Source organism: Bradyrhizobium sp. USDA 4510, assembly GCF_054059095.1.
Window position 1 is genome coordinate 4,892,109 of record NZ_JBSSBT010000001.1, and the last position, 15,828, is coordinate 4,907,936.

Annotated in this window: 20 protein-coding genes; 8 read left to right on the top strand and 12 right to left on the bottom strand. The window is 64.4% G+C overall.

Translation table 11 applies throughout. The features are described from left to right. Positions 1-30: 30 nt before the first annotated feature. Genes ACVMDN_RS22785 through fliL form a run of 4 tightly spaced genes read right to left on the bottom strand, consistent with a single transcriptional unit; the run spans position 31 to position 3,009 of the window. Positions 31-843, bottom strand: coding sequence for a MotE family protein (locus ACVMDN_RS22785; RefSeq protein WP_253623689.1), 813 nt, complete (start codon positions 841-843; stop codon positions 31-33). Beyond that, entirely contained in the window at positions 840-1,304 is a 465-nt protein-coding gene (locus ACVMDN_RS22790; RefSeq protein ID WP_253623688.1) for a DUF6468 domain-containing protein, read from the bottom strand. The genes ACVMDN_RS22785 and ACVMDN_RS22790 overlap by 4 nt, the downstream gene beginning before the upstream one ends. Continuing rightward, the gene (gene fliM / locus ACVMDN_RS22795) at positions 1,301-2,503 is read right to left on the bottom strand and encodes a flagellar motor switch protein FliM (RefSeq protein ID WP_253623687.1); all 1,203 of its coding nucleotides are present in this window, start codon (positions 2,501-2,503) and stop codon (positions 1,301-1,303) included. The genes ACVMDN_RS22790 and fliM overlap by 4 nt, the downstream gene beginning before the upstream one ends. 17 nt (positions 2,504-2,520) lie before the next feature. Beyond that, the gene (gene fliL / locus ACVMDN_RS22800) at positions 2,521-3,009 is read right to left on the bottom strand and encodes a flagellar basal body-associated protein FliL (RefSeq protein WP_057018626.1); all 489 of its coding nucleotides are present in this window, start codon (positions 3,007-3,009) and stop codon (positions 2,521-2,523) included. Between the two features lie 382 nt (positions 3,010-3,391). Here fliL and flgF point away from each other — a divergent pair, with 382 nt between their 5' ends. The 7 genes from flgF to ACVMDN_RS22835 all read left to right on the top strand — a co-directional run bounded on the left by flgF (position 3,392) and on the right by ACVMDN_RS22835 (position 8,499). Then, complete coding sequence (flgF, locus tag ACVMDN_RS22805) at positions 3,392-4,156, top strand: flagellar basal-body rod protein FlgF (RefSeq protein WP_057018627.1); 765 nt, start codon at positions 3,392-3,394, stop codon at positions 4,154-4,156. 16 nt (positions 4,157-4,172) lie between these two features. Further along, positions 4,173-4,961 (top strand): flagellar basal-body rod protein FlgG, encoded by a 789-nt coding sequence (gene flgG, locus ACVMDN_RS22810; protein ID WP_076825657.1) that lies wholly within the window; start codon positions 4,173-4,175, stop codon positions 4,959-4,961. Positions 4,962-4,963: 2 nt separating this feature from the next. Beyond that, positions 4,964-6,019, top strand: coding sequence for a flagellar basal body P-ring formation chaperone FlgA (gene flgA, locus ACVMDN_RS22815; protein WP_253623686.1), 1,056 nt, complete (start codon positions 4,964-4,966; stop codon positions 6,017-6,019). A 5-nt stretch (positions 6,020-6,024) separates the two neighbouring features. After that, positions 6,025-6,777 carry a flagellar basal body L-ring protein FlgH gene (gene flgH, locus ACVMDN_RS22820; protein WP_028337175.1) on the top strand — a complete coding sequence of 251 codons (753 nt, stop codon included), beginning with the start codon at positions 6,025-6,027 and terminating at the stop codon, positions 6,775-6,777. A 427-nt stretch (positions 6,778-7,204) separates the two neighbouring features. Then, positions 7,205-7,537, top strand: a complete 333-nt coding sequence (locus ACVMDN_RS22825; RefSeq protein WP_371852101.1) for a hypothetical protein — start codon at positions 7,205-7,207, stop codon at positions 7,535-7,537. A gap of 96 nt (positions 7,538-7,633) precedes the next feature. Beyond that, complete coding sequence (locus ACVMDN_RS22830; protein WP_028337177.1) at positions 7,634-7,927, top strand: hypothetical protein; 294 nt, start codon at positions 7,634-7,636, stop codon at positions 7,925-7,927. 251 nt (positions 7,928-8,178) lie between these two features. Beyond that, a complete protein-coding gene (locus tag ACVMDN_RS22835; RefSeq protein WP_456834970.1) occupies positions 8,179-8,499 on the top strand; it encodes a hypothetical protein in 321 nt (106 codons plus the stop codon). Between the two features lie 26 nt (positions 8,500-8,525). Here ACVMDN_RS22835 and ACVMDN_RS22840 read toward each other — a convergent pair whose 3' ends face one another. From ACVMDN_RS22840 to ACVMDN_RS22865, 6 genes are all read right to left on the bottom strand, one after another. Further along, entirely contained in the window at positions 8,526-9,023 is a 498-nt protein-coding gene (locus ACVMDN_RS22840) for a GNAT family N-acetyltransferase (RefSeq protein ID WP_076825662.1), read from the bottom strand. 34 nt (positions 9,024-9,057) lie between these two features. Continuing rightward, on the bottom strand, positions 9,058-9,489 hold the full coding sequence (locus tag ACVMDN_RS22845) for a DUF1801 domain-containing protein (protein WP_076825664.1): 432 nt from the start codon (positions 9,487-9,489) through the stop codon (positions 9,058-9,060). A gap of 46 nt (positions 9,490-9,535) precedes the next feature. Further along, positions 9,536-9,769, bottom strand: a complete 234-nt coding sequence (locus ACVMDN_RS22850) for a hypothetical protein (RefSeq protein WP_076825666.1) — start codon at positions 9,767-9,769, stop codon at positions 9,536-9,538. Positions 9,770-9,968: 199 nt separating this feature from the next. Beyond that, positions 9,969-10,400: an SRPBCC family protein gene (locus ACVMDN_RS22855; RefSeq protein ID WP_057018633.1), complete on the bottom strand. Its 432-nt coding sequence runs from the start codon at positions 10,398-10,400 to the stop codon at positions 9,969-9,971. Continuing rightward, positions 10,397-10,720: an ArsR/SmtB family transcription factor gene (locus ACVMDN_RS22860; protein ID WP_016846748.1), complete on the bottom strand. Its 324-nt coding sequence runs from the start codon at positions 10,718-10,720 to the stop codon at positions 10,397-10,399. Before ACVMDN_RS22860 ends, ACVMDN_RS22855 begins: the two co-directional genes overlap by 4 nt. A 568-nt stretch (positions 10,721-11,288) precedes the next feature. Further along, positions 11,289-12,374, bottom strand: a complete 1,086-nt coding sequence (locus tag ACVMDN_RS22865; protein ID WP_253587271.1) for an IS4 family transposase — start codon at positions 12,372-12,374, stop codon at positions 11,289-11,291. 470 nt (positions 12,375-12,844) lie between these two features. Between ACVMDN_RS22865 and ACVMDN_RS22870 the strand changes: the two genes are divergently transcribed. Then, positions 12,845-13,597 (top strand): carbonic anhydrase, encoded by a 753-nt coding sequence (locus tag ACVMDN_RS22870; RefSeq protein ID WP_253623684.1) that lies wholly within the window; start codon positions 12,845-12,847, stop codon positions 13,595-13,597. A 304-nt stretch (positions 13,598-13,901) separates the two neighbouring features. Here ACVMDN_RS22870 and ACVMDN_RS22875 read toward each other — a convergent pair whose 3' ends face one another. Together ACVMDN_RS22875 and ACVMDN_RS22880 are read right to left on the bottom strand one after the other, a co-directional pair. Beyond that, positions 13,902-14,687: a 2-keto-4-pentenoate hydratase gene (locus ACVMDN_RS22875; protein ID WP_168854992.1), complete on the bottom strand. Its 786-nt coding sequence runs from the start codon at positions 14,685-14,687 to the stop codon at positions 13,902-13,904. A 108-nt stretch (positions 14,688-14,795) separates the two neighbouring features. Then, positions 14,796-15,824 carry an SDR family oxidoreductase gene (locus tag ACVMDN_RS22880; protein ID WP_057016666.1) on the bottom strand — a complete coding sequence of 343 codons (1,029 nt, stop codon included), beginning with the start codon at positions 15,822-15,824 and terminating at the stop codon, positions 14,796-14,798. Positions 15,825-15,828 lie beyond the last annotated feature (4 nt).

Consider the following 15,828-nt stretch of genomic DNA (forward strand, 5'->3'; position numbering starts at 1 on the left):
GCCAATTGGCGGACTTTCCGATAGCTCCCATCAATTCGTCTTCGGCGTGAGCATCTTGCCTTCGATCTTGGGAAGATCGTCGGTCGAGGCCGACTTGTCGCCGCCGGCACGGCGGGCGAGTTCGACCGTGAGCCGTTCGGCGGCTTCCGGCTGCATCAGGCCGAGGATGTCGGACATCTTGCGCGGCTGGATCTGCGAGGCGATCTGGTAGAGCACATTCATTTCCAGGCGATCGAACACCTTCGCGGCGTCCTTCGGCTTCATGTTCTCGTACATGGTGACGATGCCCTTGAAGCGCGCGGCATCGGCTTCCGCCTTTGCCGCGGCATCGGCATTCGTCTTGGCATCATTGGCCTTGGCCTCCTCGACCTTGGCCTCGATGCGCTTCTCGGCGGCCTTCAGCAGGCTTTCGCGGATCTCGACCTCGCGCGCACGCGTCTCGAGCTCCTGGCGGCGCGCCTGCAGCCGCTCCAGGATCGCGCGCTCGGATGCCGACACTTGCGGCGGCGCATCCAGGTTGACGACGACGCCATCGGGCTTGGACGGCTCCGCGGCCGGTGCGGCCGGCTTCGGCGCCTCGTCCTTCTTGGCGTCCTTGTGCTCGACCGATCCCGTGATGTCGCCGGGATCGGCCTTGATCTTGCTGTCAACCACCGCCTTGCCGGCGCCGGGGAAGTTGAAATTCTGTTGCGCCCAAGATGGGCCAGCCGGGCCGGCCGGCGGCGTATCGTCGGCGAACACGTAACCGCCATCGAGCACGAGGCCGGCGACCTTCAGCATCATCAGGCCGAAGATCGCGACCAGCACCACGGGCATCACTCTGATGTCACGAAGCAACTTCATGCAGCGAGACCGCCGGCCCTCCTGCGCTCGGTGAAGGCTTCAGCCGCCGCGGCAACCGCGTGCGCGGCCGAGACCCTGGGCGCCGGCGCCACTGGCGCGGCTGCTTGCGCCGGTGCCTGCGCGGGCTCGGACGGCCGCGCGGCCATCGCGATCTTGGACAGGCGGCGCACCACGTGGTCACCCTCCGCCAGCTGGTTCTTCAGCAGCGCCGACATCTGCGTCGCCGCATCGAGCTGATTGCCGAGGTTCTCGTTGACGTCGCGCACCGCGTGCTTCAACCCGCCGATCGCCCGCTCGGCGATCTCGGTCGCGGTGATCAGTTCGGCGATCGTCGCCTTCAGCGAATGTTCGTCGGCCTTCAGCCGCTGCAGCCGCTTGTTGAGCAGCCAGCAATAGCCGATCGTCAGCATCAGCAGCACGGCTACCAGACTCTCGATTGCTAGTCCAAGCACATGACTCATGGTGCCTCCATCATCTTGGTCCGCTCGTCCGCCTTCTCGAACATCGCGAAGGTGGTTTGGGGTTTACGCAAATTCTTGGTGACGCGGATCGCGACACGGTCGCCGACCCGGCCCATGCGCCCTTCCGTCAGGGTGACGTTGCCGCAGCGCACCGAGACCAGCGTGTCGGAGCGGATATCCAGCGGAAGGGTGTCTCCGACCTTGAGCTTCATCAGCTCCTTCAGCGGAATGTCCGCTTCATAGAGCACCGCGTCGACCGAGATCTCGGCCTGCGCCACTTCGGTGGCGAAATGGCCTTCCCAGATCGGGTCGCGACCGAATTTTTCGCCCATGAACATCTGCAACAGCACGTTGCGGATCGGTTCGATGGTGGCGTAGGGCAGCAGCAATTCGACATTGCCGCCGCGGTCTTCCATGTCGATGCGCAGACGCACCAGGATCGCGGCATTGGCCGGGCGGCTGATCGCGGCAAAGCGCGGGTTGGTCTCGAGCCGGTCGATCGTGAAGGTCACCGGCGACAGCGGCCGGAACGCCTGCTCGGCATCCGACAGCACCACCTCGACCAGGCGCTTGACGAGGTTGGTCTCGATCGTGGTGTAGGGCCGGCCCTCGATGCGCAGCTGGGTCTGGCCGCGGCGGCCGCCGAGCAGCACGTCGATCATCGAATAGATCAGGCTGGAATCGACGGTAGCGAGCCCGAAGTTCTCCCACTCCTCCGCCTTGAACACCGAGAGCACCGCCGGCAGCGGGATCGAGTTCATGTAGTCGCCGAAGCGCACCGAGGTGATGCGGTCGAGCGAGACCTCGACGTTGTCGGAGGTGAAATTGCGCAAGCTGGTCGTCATCAACCGCACCAGGCGGTCGAACACGATTTCGAGCATCGGCAGACGCTCGTAGGACACCATCGCGGAATCGATGATGGCGCGGATGCCGGAATGGTCGTCGAGGCTAACGTCGCCGACCGTGAAGCCGAGGAGATTGTCGATCTCCTCCTGCGACAGCACGCGCTCGCCATTGGTGCTCTTGCTGCCGAAGTCGCGGCTGCCGTCCTCGACCATGGCGGCCCATTGCAGCGCCATGTTCTCGGTGAGCTCGTTCTTGGCGGCTTCCGCCGCGGCCGCCGCGGGATCCTCGGAATCGAGCGAGGCTTCCCACTGCGCCGCAATGGCGTCCTGGTCCATCTGGTCGTTGCCGGCCATGGCTTACATCCACCCCGTCACTGGATCACGACTTCCTTGAACAGCACCGCGTTGACCTGGTTGGGTGCCAGCGCGAGGTTGACGCGTTTGGTCAGTTCTTCCTTGAGGCGGAACAGGCCGGCCGAGCCGTTGAGGTCGCTCGGGCGCAGCTCGCGCATGTAGGTCTGGAACAGGTCGGTAACGCGCGGCAGCGCCGGCTTGATCGCCTCGACCTGCTTCTCTTCCTTGACCTCGAGCACGAGCTTCAGCTTGAGATATTGCACGCGCTCGCCGGGCGCACCGACCAGGTTGACCAGCATGTCCGGCACGTCGACGAAGCTCGGCGGCTTCGGCGGCGGCGCTTCGGCGTGCTGCTCCTCGCCGTGGCCGCGCATGAAGAAGAACCAGCCGCCGGCGCCCGCGCCGAGCACGACGAGGAAGCCGACGACGGCAATGATCAGCTTGAGCTTGCCCTTCTTCGGTGCGGCCGCGCCCTCGCCGCTGTCCGTCTTTTCCTCGTCCGCCATCGTCCGCTCGCTTCACTCTGAAGGATGCGAACGCGATTTGCACCAGCCTTGGCCTGAAGACGCGATACAAATGCCGCCGGCGCACACGCGCCCCAATGCCGGCAACACTGGGGTCATAATGGTTAACGGAAGCTTAGGATTTACCATCCACTAGGAAAAAACTGCCGGGCAAACATGGTCAACAAGACCTTTCTGCCGCCCCTTGCGCGCCACGGCCAAACACCTAAGCCGTTCAAATAACACGCCATTCCAAGTTGGCACGGCTTTCGCTGAGAGGACGGCGTAACCTGAGGGTTTGGGAGAACCCAATGGTTACCGACGGGTCCGGCGTGAAGGTTTGGGAGAACCTGCATTCGGATCGCCTCACAGGGGAGAACCACCGATGCAGAATACGCTTCTGGTCGGCCTATCGAAGCAGATGGTGCTGGAACGGCAGATGGATGTCGTCTCCAACAACATCGCGAACATGAACACCAACGGCTACAAGGCCGACCGGTCGCTGTTCCAGGAATATCTGTCCTCGAACGCGCATGAGGACAATTTCGCCTCCTCCGACCGCCGCGTCTCCTTCGTGCAGGACCGCGCGACCTTCCACGATTTCGCGCAGGGCCCGACCGAAGAGACCAAGAACCCGCTCGACGTCGCGATTGACGGCAATGCCTTTCTGGTGGTGCAGACGCCGGGCGGCGAGCGCTACACCCGCGAAGGCAGCCTGCAGATCAACAATCGCGGCCAGTTGGTCACCGCTTCGGGCTACCAGGTGCTCGGCACCGCCGGCCCGATCACCTTCCAGCAGACCGACCACGACGTCTCGATCGCCGCCGACGGCAACATCACCGTGCTCGAGGGCACCTCCCGTCTCGACTCGATCCGCGGCAAGCTGCGCCTCGTCTCGTTCGCGCAGGCCCAGCGCCTGCTGAAGGAAGGCTCCAACCTCTACGCGCCGGGCGAAGGCACGCAGGCTCTGCCGGACACCAAGGCCCAGATCCGCCAGGGCTTCATCGAGAAGTCGAACGTCAATTCCGTCGTCGAGATGAGCCGCATGATCGAGATCACGCGGACCTACACCCAAATCGCCTCGCTGCTGCAGCAGCAGAGCGACCTGCACAAATCGGCGATCGAGAAACTCGCCGACGTGCCGAACTGATCGGGGGGATTGACCGATGCGCGCACTTTATACAGCTGCGACCGGAATGGCGGCACAGGAACTCAGCGTTCAGGTGATCTCCAACAACATCGCGAACCTGCGCACCACCGGCTACAAGAAGCAGCGCGCCGCGTTCCAGGACCTGATCTACGATCATGTGCGCCGGGTCGGCGCGCAGGCCTCCGATCAGAACACCATCATACCGATGGGCATCGACCTCGGCGGCGGCGTCAAGACCGTCGGCACGCCGCGCATGATGACCCAGGGCACGCTGTCGCCGACCGGCAACGATCTCGACATCGCGATCCGCGGTGAAGGCTTCTTCAAGATCCTGATGCCGGACGGCACCTTCACCTACACCCGCGACGGCTCGTTCCAGATGGACAATCAGGGCCGCATCGTCAACGCGCAGGGCAATTTGCTGCAGCCGACGATCACGATCCCGCAGAACGCATCCGGCCTCACCATCAATGCGCAAGGCCAGGTCTCGGTGACGCTGCCGGGCCAGACCGCATCGACCAACATCGGCCAGATCGGCCTGACCCGATTCATCAACAAGGCCGGCCTGATGCCGATCGGCGACAATCTGTTCCAGGAAACGCCGGCCTCCGGCCAGCCGCAGGACGGCACCGCCAACACCGACGGCTATGGCGACATGCAGCAGAGCAACCTCGAACAGGCCAATGTCGAGGTGGTCTCGGAAATCTCGGACCTGATCGCCGCGCAGCGCGCCTATGAGATGAACTCGAAGGTGGTCTCCGCCGCCGACCAGATGATGCAGTCGACCTCCAACCTGTTCCGCTGAGGATGATGTCGATGATCGCCCGCTCACTCCTGATCGCAGCCACGCTCCTCGCCGTCACCGTGGCGCCGTCCGCCGCGCAAAGCCGTCGCGAGACGATCGCGGTGCCGACGCTGCGCGCCAGCATCACGGTCGCCGACGACATCGTGCGGGTCGGCGACCTCATCGACAACGCCGGCAGCGCCGGCAGCGTCGCGGTCTACCGCGCGCCGGACCTCGGCACGACAGGCACGCTGCCGGTCGCGCAAGTGCTCAACGTGTTGCGCTCGCACCAGGTGATCGGCGTCGATACCCGCGAGCTGAAGGAGATCACCGTCACCCGGCTGGCGCGCACCATCGACAGCAAGGAGATCGAGCAGCAGGTGTCGCGCGCGCTGGAGGGCCGCCACGGGCTCGGCAGGGCCGGCAACATCGCGCTGACCTTCGACCGCGATCCCGGCGACATCCGCCTCGAGGCCACCAATACCGGCGCGATGCAGCCGATCGCCGTGCGCTACGACCCGCGCTCGACGCGTTTCGACCTGACCTTCGAGATCGGCAACGACGCCGGCGCCGCGCCGTCGAAGCTGCGCTTCACCGGAACCGCGATCGAAACCATCGAGGCCGCCGTGCTGACGCGCAATGTCGAGCGCGGCGACGTGTTGAAGGCCTCCGACGTGATCGTCGAGCGCCGTCCGAAGGCCGAAATCGGCAACGACGCGGCGGTGCGCGACAGCGCCGTCGGCATGCAGGTCCGCCGCCAGCTCCGCCCCGGCCAGGCGCTGCGCGTCGCCGACCTCGCGAAGCCCGATCTCGTCACCCGCGACCAGAACGTCACGCTGATCTACCGCACCGCTGGCCTCTACCTGACGATCCGCGGCAAGGCGATGGATGGCGGCGCCGAGGGCGACACCGTCAGCGTGATGAATCTGCAGTCCAAGCGTGCCGTCTCCGGCGTCGTCACCGGCCGCGGCGAGGTCTCGATCTCGGTCGCGACCCCGCGCGCGGCGCCGACCGCCGACGCCACCGAATCCAATTCCGCTTCCGTCAAGCTGAGTTCAGTCGCACCAAACGCCGAGTAAAGTTCATGTCCCAGTACCGCATCAACCGCCTCGTCCTGACCGGTGCGCTGCTCGCGCTCGGAACGATCGCCAGCGGTTGCTCGTCGATCGACCGTCTCTCCCAGATCGGCGAGCAGCCGAAGCTGTCGTCGATCGACAATCCGACCACCCAGCCCGGCTACAAGCCGGTGCAGATGCCGATGCCGAAGCCCGAGGTCGCCTCCTACAGCCCGAACTCGCTGTGGCGCAGCGGCTCCCGCGCCTTCTTCAAGGATCAGCGCGCCGCGCGCGTCGGCGACATCCTGACCATCACGGTGAACTTCACCGACAAGGCCGCGATCGCCAACGAGACCCAGCGCAGCCGCACCAACTCCGAGGATTCGGGCGTCACCAACTTCCTGGGCTCGCAGACCATCACGCAGCCGAACAAGATCCTGCCCGGCCGCATCCTGACCGCCGACTCCACCGCCTCCAGCGACGGCAAGGGCTCGGTGAACCGCCAGGAAGCGTTGCAGACCAACGTCGCCGCGGTCGTCACCCAGGTGCTGCCGAACGGCAATCTCGTGGTCGAAGGCAAGCAGGAGATCCGCGTCAACTTCGAAATCCGCGAGTTGATCGTGGCCGGCATCGTGCGCCCGGAGGACATCCAGAGCGACAACACCATCGATTCCTCGAAGATCGCCCAGGCCCGCATCGCCTATGGCGGCCGCGGCCAGATCACCGACGTGCAACAGCCGCGCTACGGACAGCAGGTTCTCGACGTGCTGCTGCCCTTCTAACGGCATGATCCAAGAGTGGAAACCGGTTTTCGGAAACGGATCATGCCTGAGTAGGACCTTTACGAGCTCCCACATCTCGTCGCGAACCTAGGCGCGGCGCGGTGTACCAACACGGCCCTCGCTAGCTCCCCTGGCGAGGGTCGTGGCTTTTTGTGACCGGTGGCGTGCGCCGGCACGATCGCCGCGCACCAGTCCGATACCGCTTCACGAAAGTCGCGCCATCGCCTTGTCGGTTCGTTAACCCTCGCAGCAGCGCGCAGTAGAAGTCCCGGCGCTTGCAACGTAGGGAGACGACAACGCAGGGTTTTCTGTTTGTATGACGGTCATGCAAAGAGACGGACGATATGCGGCGTGGTTCCGGACGCCGCGGGGCGAAGGCACCGGAATAGTCCAGCTTGCAAATGGCAGGATCTCGGGCGGCGACGCCATGTTCATTTATGGCGGCACCTATCAACTCGATCAGGACCGCTTCACGGCGACGCTGACGACGCATCGCTATGCCGACGGCCCGTTCACCACCGTGTTCGGATGCGACGAGGTCGAGGCGCAGCTGACCGGCTCGTTCAACGGCAACCGGGCGGTGTGCTCGGGCACGGCCAAGCAGGCCCCCGGCGTGCTGTTCGAAGCCACGCTGTTTCTGCAGCAACAGGAGCCGGAGCCCGCCCCCGGCCCAAGGACCACGACTACGCGCGCGGATGTGGCGAGGCTGCCGAAGCTCCCCGGCCGGCGCACGACGGTCGTGAGCAGGCGTTTCAGCTAATCCGTCCGCAATCCCGATGGCGTCGCCACCCGGTCCGGCGTACGATCGCGCATGCGCGAAGCGCAGCCCGATCGATGCAGCCGGAAGGAGGAACGCATGTATGCCGCCATCCGTCACGCCAAGGCGAAGACCGGTAGCGCCGAGGAACTCGCGCGCCGGATCAAGGAAGGCGCAATCCCGATCATCAGCGACGTTGAAGGCTTCATGGCCTATTACGTGGTCTATGCCGGCGACGATACCGTCACCGCGATCAGCGTCTTCAACAACCATGCCGGCGCCGAAGAGGCCAACCGCCGCGCGCTGGCCTGGATCGATGACAATCTCGGCCCATTGCTGGTCGGCCAGGCCACCGCGGTTGCGGGTCCAGTGATCGTGCATACCAAGGCATAACGGCCGCAACCGGGTTGCGGGTCCGGTGATCGTGCATACCAAGGCATAACGGCCGCAACCGGGTTGCGGGTCCAGTGATCGTGCACACCATAGCCTGACGGCAGCGCCCGGCAAACTTCGCCCGGCAGAAGCTGCCGGCGGCGCGTCGTGCGCGCGTGGCGGCGTCGCGATCCCGTTGAAATCACGGCTGCAACGGATGGCACGCCATTTGCTCCACGATTGCAGCATTGCAATGGGGACTGCGCGCGCAGATGACGTCGATCTCGGCCCTTGGATCGGTCACCGCCAGCATGACGACTGGCACATTGAAGAAACCGCTGACCGCCGACGCCACCGGCGGCAGCTCGCTCGGCGACACCGTCGAGCAGAAATTTCTCAAATATGCGCAGATGAGCCCGATGGACCGGATGCGCGCGAACATCCCCAAAAGCATGGGCATGTCGGAAGAAGATCTCAAGAACATGACGCCGGATCAGCGCGCCACGGTCGAGCAGAAGATCAAGGAGCTGATCGAGCAGGCGTTCCAGAAGAACGCCGGCAAGGCCGGCCAGGCGGTCGACATCTCGGCCTAGCTTGCCTGCGCGGGAGCGCGACGCATTCACGCGTCGGGCCTGTCGCTCAGGACAATGAAGACCTTGCCGCCGAAGTCGTATCGCGCGACCTCGCGCATGCCGAGCCGCAGATGCGCCTTGAGCGAACGCGGGTTGTCTTCCCTGATGAACAGGATTGCCTCGCGGCCGGGGAACGTCGCCTGAAGCTTCGCGTACAACGCATCCAGCACGCCAAGGCCGCGCGCGTCCCGCGAGACGCACACCGGACCATAAACATACGCATCTGCCCGCCCCGGCCAGGCCTTCAGCATGGCCTGCACCGGCGGCGCCTCGCCATATCCCTTCTCCGATGTCAGGAGCGCGCCGAGCAGTCTGCCCTCATCGTCGGTCGCGACGACGATCGATTGCCCGCTTGCAATGCGCGTCTCGATCACGTCGCGCGGCCATTGCCCGAGCAGCATGCCACCGTGCTCCCCGTTGTTGGCCGTCAACAGCGCGGAGATGGCGTCCGCATCGGACAATGTGGCGAGCCTGGTCTTGATCATCGCGGATGGATCGCGAGCACCATGGCGGCGCAGCTCACGCCTTCTTCTTTGCGGTCGCGCGGGTACCCGCGGCCTTCTTTGCCGGCTTCTTCGCAGATTTCCTGGATTTGGCCTGGTTGAGTTCGATCGCAGCACGAATGAGCGTCTTCAGCGCAGGGGCGTTGATCTTGTCGCCCTCGAACAGATCGATCGCGCGCCGCGCATTGCCCTCGAAGCCGGTGTTGAACAGCTTGTCGGGGTCGGGCAGCTGCGCGCCATACATGAAGGTCAGCTTGACCTTGCCCTTGTGGGCGTTGCCGACCGCAATGATGCCGTCGCGCGACCACACCGGGCTGCCCATCCACTTCCACTCCTCGATGATCTCAGGATCGGCGGCGAGGATGCTCTTGCGCAGGCTGGCGAGCGTCTTGCCGCGCCAGTCGGTGAGGTCCTCGATCATCCGGTCGATACGTTCCGATGCCGTCATTGCTGTCTCTCGCGCCTCATCCGCCCCAAGTCGTCACGTCATGCAATCACACTTGGGACGCGGACGTCGATCCCCCATGCTGACGCCGCGGCGACAGATATGGCAACGCGAACAGATAAAGGCCGCTGAGCAGCATGAAGATCAGCGGGAACAGCGCTAGCAAGCCGATCCAGACCGCCTGCTGCTGCAGGACCATGGCGACGATGTTGATGATGACGGCGACCGTGAAGGCGATCGAGAGCCAGCGGTGCGATTGCCGGATCCAGTTGTTCCAGTTCAATGTGACCTCCTGTTGGTGAGTGAATGATCCAGCGTCATTGCGAGGAGCTTCCGACAAAATTGCAGAGCAATTTTGCGCTGAAGCGACGAAGCAATCCATCTATCCGTGTATGCGGCACGATGGATTGCTTCGCCGAGCCTGTCATCGGGCGGCGCTATGCGCCGACCCGTTGGCTCGCAATGACGAGAGAGAGAGGCCGTCAACCTTGCCGCGCCATCAGCTGATCGAGATTCTCGAGGAACTGCTTCCATCCGGCATGAGCGCCGCCATAGGCCTGCTTCTGATGCGGCTGGAAGCCGGACTGCTCGACGCGCAGATGGGTGCCGGTCGCCGTCGGCGTCAGCGTGAAGACCACAACGCTCTCGAGATTGTAGGCGGCATCCGCATGCACGAAATTCCAGGTGTAGGACAGCGTCCTGTGCGGCTCCACAGCGAGCACCTTGCAGTCCAGCACGCCGCCCCACTCGCCGCGCAGGTTGAAGCTGTGCCCGACCTCGGGCTTGAAGTCGTTCTTCATCAGCCACTCCTCCATCAGATGCGGTTGGGTCAGCGCGCGCCAGAGCTTTTCCGGCGGATGAGGAAATTCACGCTCGACGATCGCGGAACGCGTTTCAGCGGTGGTCTTGTTCATTGGTCCATCCTTTTGAGGAGATCTTCGAGGTGGTCGAACCGGTTCTGCCAGAAGCCCGCCATCTGGCTGGTCCAGTCGATCAGCGGCGCCAGCGCGCCGAGTTGCGCGCTGTAATGGGTCTGCCTGCCTTCATGGCGGTCGCGCACCAGCCCGGCCTGCTTCAGCACGCCGAGATGCTTCGACACCGCCGGCTGCGAGATCCTGGCGCGGGCCGTCAGCGCGCCGACGGTCTGCTCGCCCTCGCGGCACAGGCGCTCGAAGATGGCCCGGCGGGTCGGGTCTGCGAGGGTTCGAAACAGGATGTCGTGAGCGTCTGGCATTTGCGATCAATAACCCATTGGTTATGGATTAACATATAACTATCCAGCTATGGATAAGTCAACCGCAAACTTCGGCGGCTCGACAGCGGCCGCGCCACCTGAGGCTTTCCGGCTCGATGGCACAACAAGACCGCCCGCGCCTTTCATAACCCGCAGGTTATCCGGTGGCGGCGATCGGCCCGTCGGGCAAATCCGGGCGGAACGAAGAGCAAAGCTCGGGCAAATCATGTCGCGAGAACGCGGAAGTTTGACTCACAACGCGCGCAACACATTCAATGTCGTCCTGGCGAAAGCCAAGACCCATTACCCCAAATGAGCGTTGTTGCGCGATGCTGGGGCCACGATCTCGTTCATCATCAGGTGCGGTGGTGGGTCCTGGCATTCGCCCATAGGCGCTAAGATAGTTTGATCATAGTCTGATAGTGGCGCTTATGTCTGGGTGGCTCGCGTAGATGTCGCCGGAGAGCGTGACTGGCTCTGCAGAGTAGAGCGATTGCGGGCTGTGGAATGATCGCTTGCCGTAGCGAAGCGACGAGCTGGCGCAGCAGACGCCACGTCACTGGGTGGGTCAGGCGGCGTCGGCCAAGCGGGGAGAGTCTTCGAGTTCGTCGACGAGCGGCTCGAGCAATAGAATGATCAGCAGATGAGCGAGGATATGGGGTCTGGCGGACCGCTCGTCGGTTCCGGGAGGTCCCTTCAGGCCAATCAGGCTTTTCAGCCGCTTGAAGCCGAGCTCAATGCGCCATCGCAGCCGATAGAGGGCGAGGATATCTGCAGTCGTGAAGTCCTCTGGCCTGAGTGAGGTCACCAGGATCACCCAATCTGCGGCGTCAAGTGTTTGCCTGGAGAGCTGATGACCTCCCTTTTGTGCAGTCCGGCGCGCCTTGCGTCGCGCAGCCGCAGCAGCTTGCGCCGGCTTCTTCGCGGCAACCAGACGCACTGCGAGCGGCGGCGCACCTGACTTGCGCTTTATCCAAATCGGCCGATCGATCAGGCCACGCGCCGAGGCGTTGCGCAGTTCGGCAGTGAGGTCAACAAGATTACCTTCGGCATCGAGCCAGCGCGCGCTCTTCCAGCCGGCCCGGATCACGAAGTCTGCATCGGCATCGACGAGATGCGCCATGCGCTCCGGTTGCAGATAGGCGCGATCGGCAAGACGGATCTCACCGGCAACCGCCGGTATCCGATCCAGCGTCTCGCCCGCTCGCTGATCGGTCAGTTCGAAGTGACCAAAGCGCTCCTGCGGAAGATCGAACGCGCTATGGATACGCCACACTGCGTTCTTGTTCCTGCCGCTCGTCCCAGCCTTGGGGACCGTCGTGGCGTCAACAATACGGATCAGACGACCGCGGATCGCCTTCGGCGCCGCGTCGGCAAGCGCCTGCTCGACCAAGATTGCCAGCCAATCTCCGCACTGACGTAAGCGATACAACAGAGCCACGTTGGAGATATCGACAAGCCCAACCGACGTGGCCCATGCCGCCGTCAACCGCAGCCCTTTCTCACCAAGGCAATAAGCCAAGATCAGGCGCAGCAAGTCGACCGCATTGCTGATCTCCCGCGGACGGACAAACGCCTTCGTCTTGCGCGCGCTAATGTTCAGAGCCTCGGCTCCGCCAAGTCGGGCGACAACGCGCGCCCAATCTTTGTTCACAAGCGATTCGTGTGCCATTCCATCTTGGAATCACAAACGAATCCAAGGCGCAAATCCTATTTTAGCGCCTATGGGCATTCGCCAGGACGACGATCGTGTGCGTGGAATCCGCTCTGTTATCACCCGGCTCGCCGCCTCCGCTGAAGCTTCGGCGCGCCAAGGATGCGTGGCCTCGTCGAAGCCTTGGCGAAGACGGGACCGGGCGATCCAGTACGCCGCGGCCTCTCGGATCAAGCACAGCCGTCTCTGCAATACTGGATCACCCGCTTTCGCTTTAGCGGGTCATCACACCGCGCTGTTTGACATCTTGAATTGCGACTCGTCCTCACCGTCATCCCTGCCTAGTGCGCAATTGCACATGGGAGCAGGGACCGAGCATGAAACCGTGTCGTTGCGGTGGCACTGCGCATGATCTACAACCTTTGCACGGACGCGATTGCTATTCCCGGATAATTTTACGGAGATTTTTGATGTGCCAGCTTTGCGAAATCGCAGCTCCCACCCAGACCTCCCGGCGCCGCTTCCTCGCTGCCGCGGCCTGCACCGCCGCCAGCCTCGCCCTTGCCCCGCCGGTTTCCGCCAGGGAAACCAAATCGCCGCCGAAGCCGCAGAATGTGCTGGCGCCGGACGCGGCGCTGGAGCGGCTGGTGAAGGGCAATCTGCGCTATGTCGAAGGCGTCTCGCGGCGGCATGATTTCAAGCACGAGCGCGAGGCGCTGGCCGGCGGACAGAATCCGTTCGCCGGCATCCTGAGTTGCGCGGACTCCCGCATCGCACCGGAATACGCCTTCGACACCGGCCGCGGCGATCTGTTCGTCTGCCGCATCGCGGGCAATTTTGCCAGCGACGAGACCATCGCGAGCCTGGAATATGCATCGGCCGTGCTCGACGTGCCGCTGTTCATGGTGCTCGGCCACGACAGCTGCGGGGCGGTCGACGCCGCCATCAAGTCGCTGAAGGACAACACCACCCTGCCCGGTCATCTGCCCTCGCTGGTCAATGCGATCGCACCGGCGGTGAAGGCGACCGAAGGCAAGGGAGGCGACCGGCTCGCCAACGCCATCAGGCAGAACGTCATCGACAACGTCGCGAAGCTGAAATCGGCAACGCCGATCCTCAGCGCCGCGGTCGGTCAGGGCAAGCTCAGGGTGGTCGGCGCGGTCTACCGGCTGACCGACGGCAAGGTCGAACTGGTCACGGACGCCAAGCGCCCGGCGACTTGAAAGTCAGGTGAATTCAGTAAAGTCAGGTCAAGGTCGCGCAACACACTCGGTGTCGTCCCTGCTTTCGCACTAGGGCATTTACACATCTCTTCGAGGCTAGAAAACCGACTCATCATCAAGGGGTTAGCTACTAGGCGAGAGCCGAAATCGGCGGGCGCAACCCTAGTGCAGATGAGTAAGCTCTCTGCGGTTTTCGGCCAACTCTTTGAGAAGACTCCGGAAAGACTGCGGAGGATATGTATATACGCTAGTGCTTTCGCAGGGACGACGTCCTTATGTGGAGGCAGGCTCGCACAACGTCACCTCACGTAAAGGCCGCTTCCACCTTGCCGAGGCCGTCGAGCTCCATCACGACCGTGTTGCCCGCGTTCAGCCACACCGTCTTGACCAGGCTGCCGGTCAGTACGATCTGGCCGGCATGCAAGCCACGGCCTTCAGTGGCGAGATGATTGGCGAGCCAGGCGAGCGCGTTGTGGGGATGCCCGAGCACGTCGGCGCCGGTGCCGCGGCCTTCTTCCTTGCCGTTGACGATCGCGCGTCCCGCGACCGCGCGCAAATCGGGCACGGTGATGCGCGGCACCTCCTCCCCGAGCACGCAACCGGCGGCGAAGAAGTCGTCGGCAATCAGCGTCGGCGCGCCCAATGTCTCCCATTTGACGTAGCGGTCGTCGACGATCTCGATCGCGGGATAGTAGGCATCGATCGCTTCCGCGACCCATTCGGCGGTGAACGGCGCCTCGCTGGGAGCGAGATTGCGGGCGAGCCGCACCGCGATCTCGCACTCGACGCCGACATGGACGAACTCGGCCGCCGGCAGCCGCACGCCGCTGTCATGCACGACCTTCTCGAACACGCCACCGACGCAGGGGTGCGGGATGTTGATATATTCCTGCATCACCGCGCTGGTGCAGCCGATCTTGTAGCCGACGAGGCTGCCGACGTGTGGCTGCATCAGAGCGTGCAACGCGTACTGCACCTGATAGCCTTCGGCCTCGTCGCGCGGCACCACGTCCTTCGGAAGCGCCTTGAGCGGCGCCCGGCTGCGGCGCGCGCTGGCGATCGCCTTTGCGGCCGCGAGGACCCGATCCATCTGCGCAGCCTCCCTGGTGTTCTCGGCGGCGCGGTGGCGCCTCCGTCTGCTCGCTGCAATTCAGCACTCGCCGACGCGTCTGGCAAGCACGCTGCACGGGAGCTGCCGTCAGGCCTTGACGAGGCCGAGCCGGATCAGGCTCTCGGCGGTCGCGACGATCATCTCCTCATTGCCGCGCGGGCGCCAGCCGAGCAGGTGCTGCGCCTTGGCGCTGGTCGCGCGGCGCACCTTGCCGAGCAGCGGCAGCGCGGCACGGGCCATCGGGTTGCGCCGTGCGGCGAGCCGCATCATCCAGTCCGGCGCCTGGAACCGCGGCACGCGCCGCGCCTTGCTGCCGAGTTTTGCGCGCAGCACTCGGGCGACCCCGAGGATCGACATGGTCTCGCCGGCGACCGCCAGGAAGCGCTCACCGCTGGCCTCGGGCGACATCATGGCGCGCAGATGCAGGTCGGCGACATCGCGGACGTCGACGAGGCCGAAATGGATCCGCGGCACCGCCGGCATCGCGCCGTCGAGCAGCGCCTTGATGATGCCGATCGACTCGGAGAAATCGGCACCGAGCGCCGGGCCGAACACCGCGGTGGGGTTGACCACGGCAAGCTCGAGGCCATTGCCTTGGCGCGCCACGAAATCCCAGGCGGCGCGCTCGGCCAGCGTCTTGGATTTCGGATAGGCCTGCACGCCCTCGCCATCGAGATTGGACCATACGGTCTCGTTGAACGGCGCCGCCTGCGGCGGATGGCCGTAACCGATTGCCGCGAACGACGACGTCACGACCACGCGCTTGACGCCGGCGTCGCGCGCGGCGCGCAACACCCGCAGCGTGCCTTCCCGCGCCGGGACGATCAGCTCATTCTCGTCCTCGGGCACATAGGCGCCGAGCGGTGATGCGACATGCAGCACGTAGTCGCACCCGGTGGCCGCCTCGCGCCAGCCATCGTCGCGCAGCAGGTCGGCGGTGACGAAGCCGACCTGGTCGGGCGCCAGCGCGCCACCCTCGCGCAGCATCGCGATCACGTCGTTGCTGCGACCCGGATTGCGCACCGTCGTTCGCACCGCGTGCCCGTCGGCGAGCAGCTGCAGAATCGTATGCACGCCGATGAATCCCGATCCGCCTGTGACCAAAACCGTGCTCATGTCC

Excerpts from the sequence above, each read along its gene's own strand:
- ACVMDN_RS22830 (WP_028337177.1), top strand. The coding sequence starts at position 7,634 with ATGTATGCCGCCATCCGTCACGCCAAGGCGAAGACCGGTAGCGCCGAG.
- flgA (WP_253623686.1), top strand. The coding sequence starts at position 4,964 with ATGATGTCGATGATCGCCCGCTCACTCCTGATCGCAGCCACGCTCCTC.
- ACVMDN_RS22835 (WP_456834970.1), top strand. The coding sequence starts at position 8,179 with ATGACGTCGATCTCGGCCCTTGGATCGGTCACCGCCAGCATGACGACT.
- flgH (WP_028337175.1), top strand. The coding sequence starts at position 6,025 with ATGTCCCAGTACCGCATCAACCGCCTCGTCCTGACCGGTGCGCTGCTC.
- ACVMDN_RS22855 (WP_057018633.1), bottom strand. The coding sequence starts at position 10,400 with ATGAACAAGACCACCGCTGAAACGCGTTCCGCGATCGTCGAGCGTGAA.
- ACVMDN_RS22840 (WP_076825662.1), bottom strand. The coding sequence starts at position 9,023 with ATGATCAAGACCAGGCTCGCCACATTGTCCGATGCGGACGCCATCTCC.
- ACVMDN_RS22790 (WP_253623688.1), bottom strand. The coding sequence starts at position 1,304 with ATGAGTCATGTGCTTGGACTAGCAATCGAGAGTCTGGTAGCCGTGCTG.
- ACVMDN_RS22825 (WP_371852101.1), top strand. The coding sequence starts at position 7,205 with ATGTTCATTTATGGCGGCACCTATCAACTCGATCAGGACCGCTTCACG.
- ACVMDN_RS22875 (WP_168854992.1), bottom strand. The coding sequence starts at position 14,687 with ATGGATCGGGTCCTCGCGGCCGCAAAGGCGATCGCCAGCGCGCGCCGC.
- flgF (WP_057018627.1), top strand. The coding sequence starts at position 3,392 with ATGCAGAATACGCTTCTGGTCGGCCTATCGAAGCAGATGGTGCTGGAA.
- ACVMDN_RS22860 (WP_016846748.1), bottom strand. The coding sequence starts at position 10,720 with ATGCCAGACGCTCACGACATCCTGTTTCGAACCCTCGCAGACCCGACC.
- ACVMDN_RS22785 (WP_253623689.1), bottom strand. The coding sequence starts at position 843 with ATGAAGTTGCTTCGTGACATCAGAGTGATGCCCGTGGTGCTGGTCGCG.
- ACVMDN_RS22870 (WP_253623684.1), top strand. The coding sequence starts at position 12,845 with ATGTGCCAGCTTTGCGAAATCGCAGCTCCCACCCAGACCTCCCGGCGC.
- fliM (WP_253623687.1), bottom strand. The coding sequence starts at position 2,503 with ATGGCCGGCAACGACCAGATGGACCAGGACGCCATTGCGGCGCAGTGG.
- flgG (WP_076825657.1), top strand. The coding sequence starts at position 4,173 with ATGCGCGCACTTTATACAGCTGCGACCGGAATGGCGGCACAGGAACTC.
- fliL (WP_057018626.1), bottom strand. The coding sequence starts at position 3,009 with ATGGCGGACGAGGAAAAGACGGACAGCGGCGAGGGCGCGGCCGCACCG.
- ACVMDN_RS22880 (WP_057016666.1), bottom strand. The coding sequence starts at position 15,824 with ATGAGCACGGTTTTGGTCACAGGCGGATCGGGATTCATCGGCGTGCAT.
- ACVMDN_RS22845 (WP_076825664.1), bottom strand. The coding sequence starts at position 9,489 with ATGACGGCATCGGAACGTATCGACCGGATGATCGAGGACCTCACCGAC.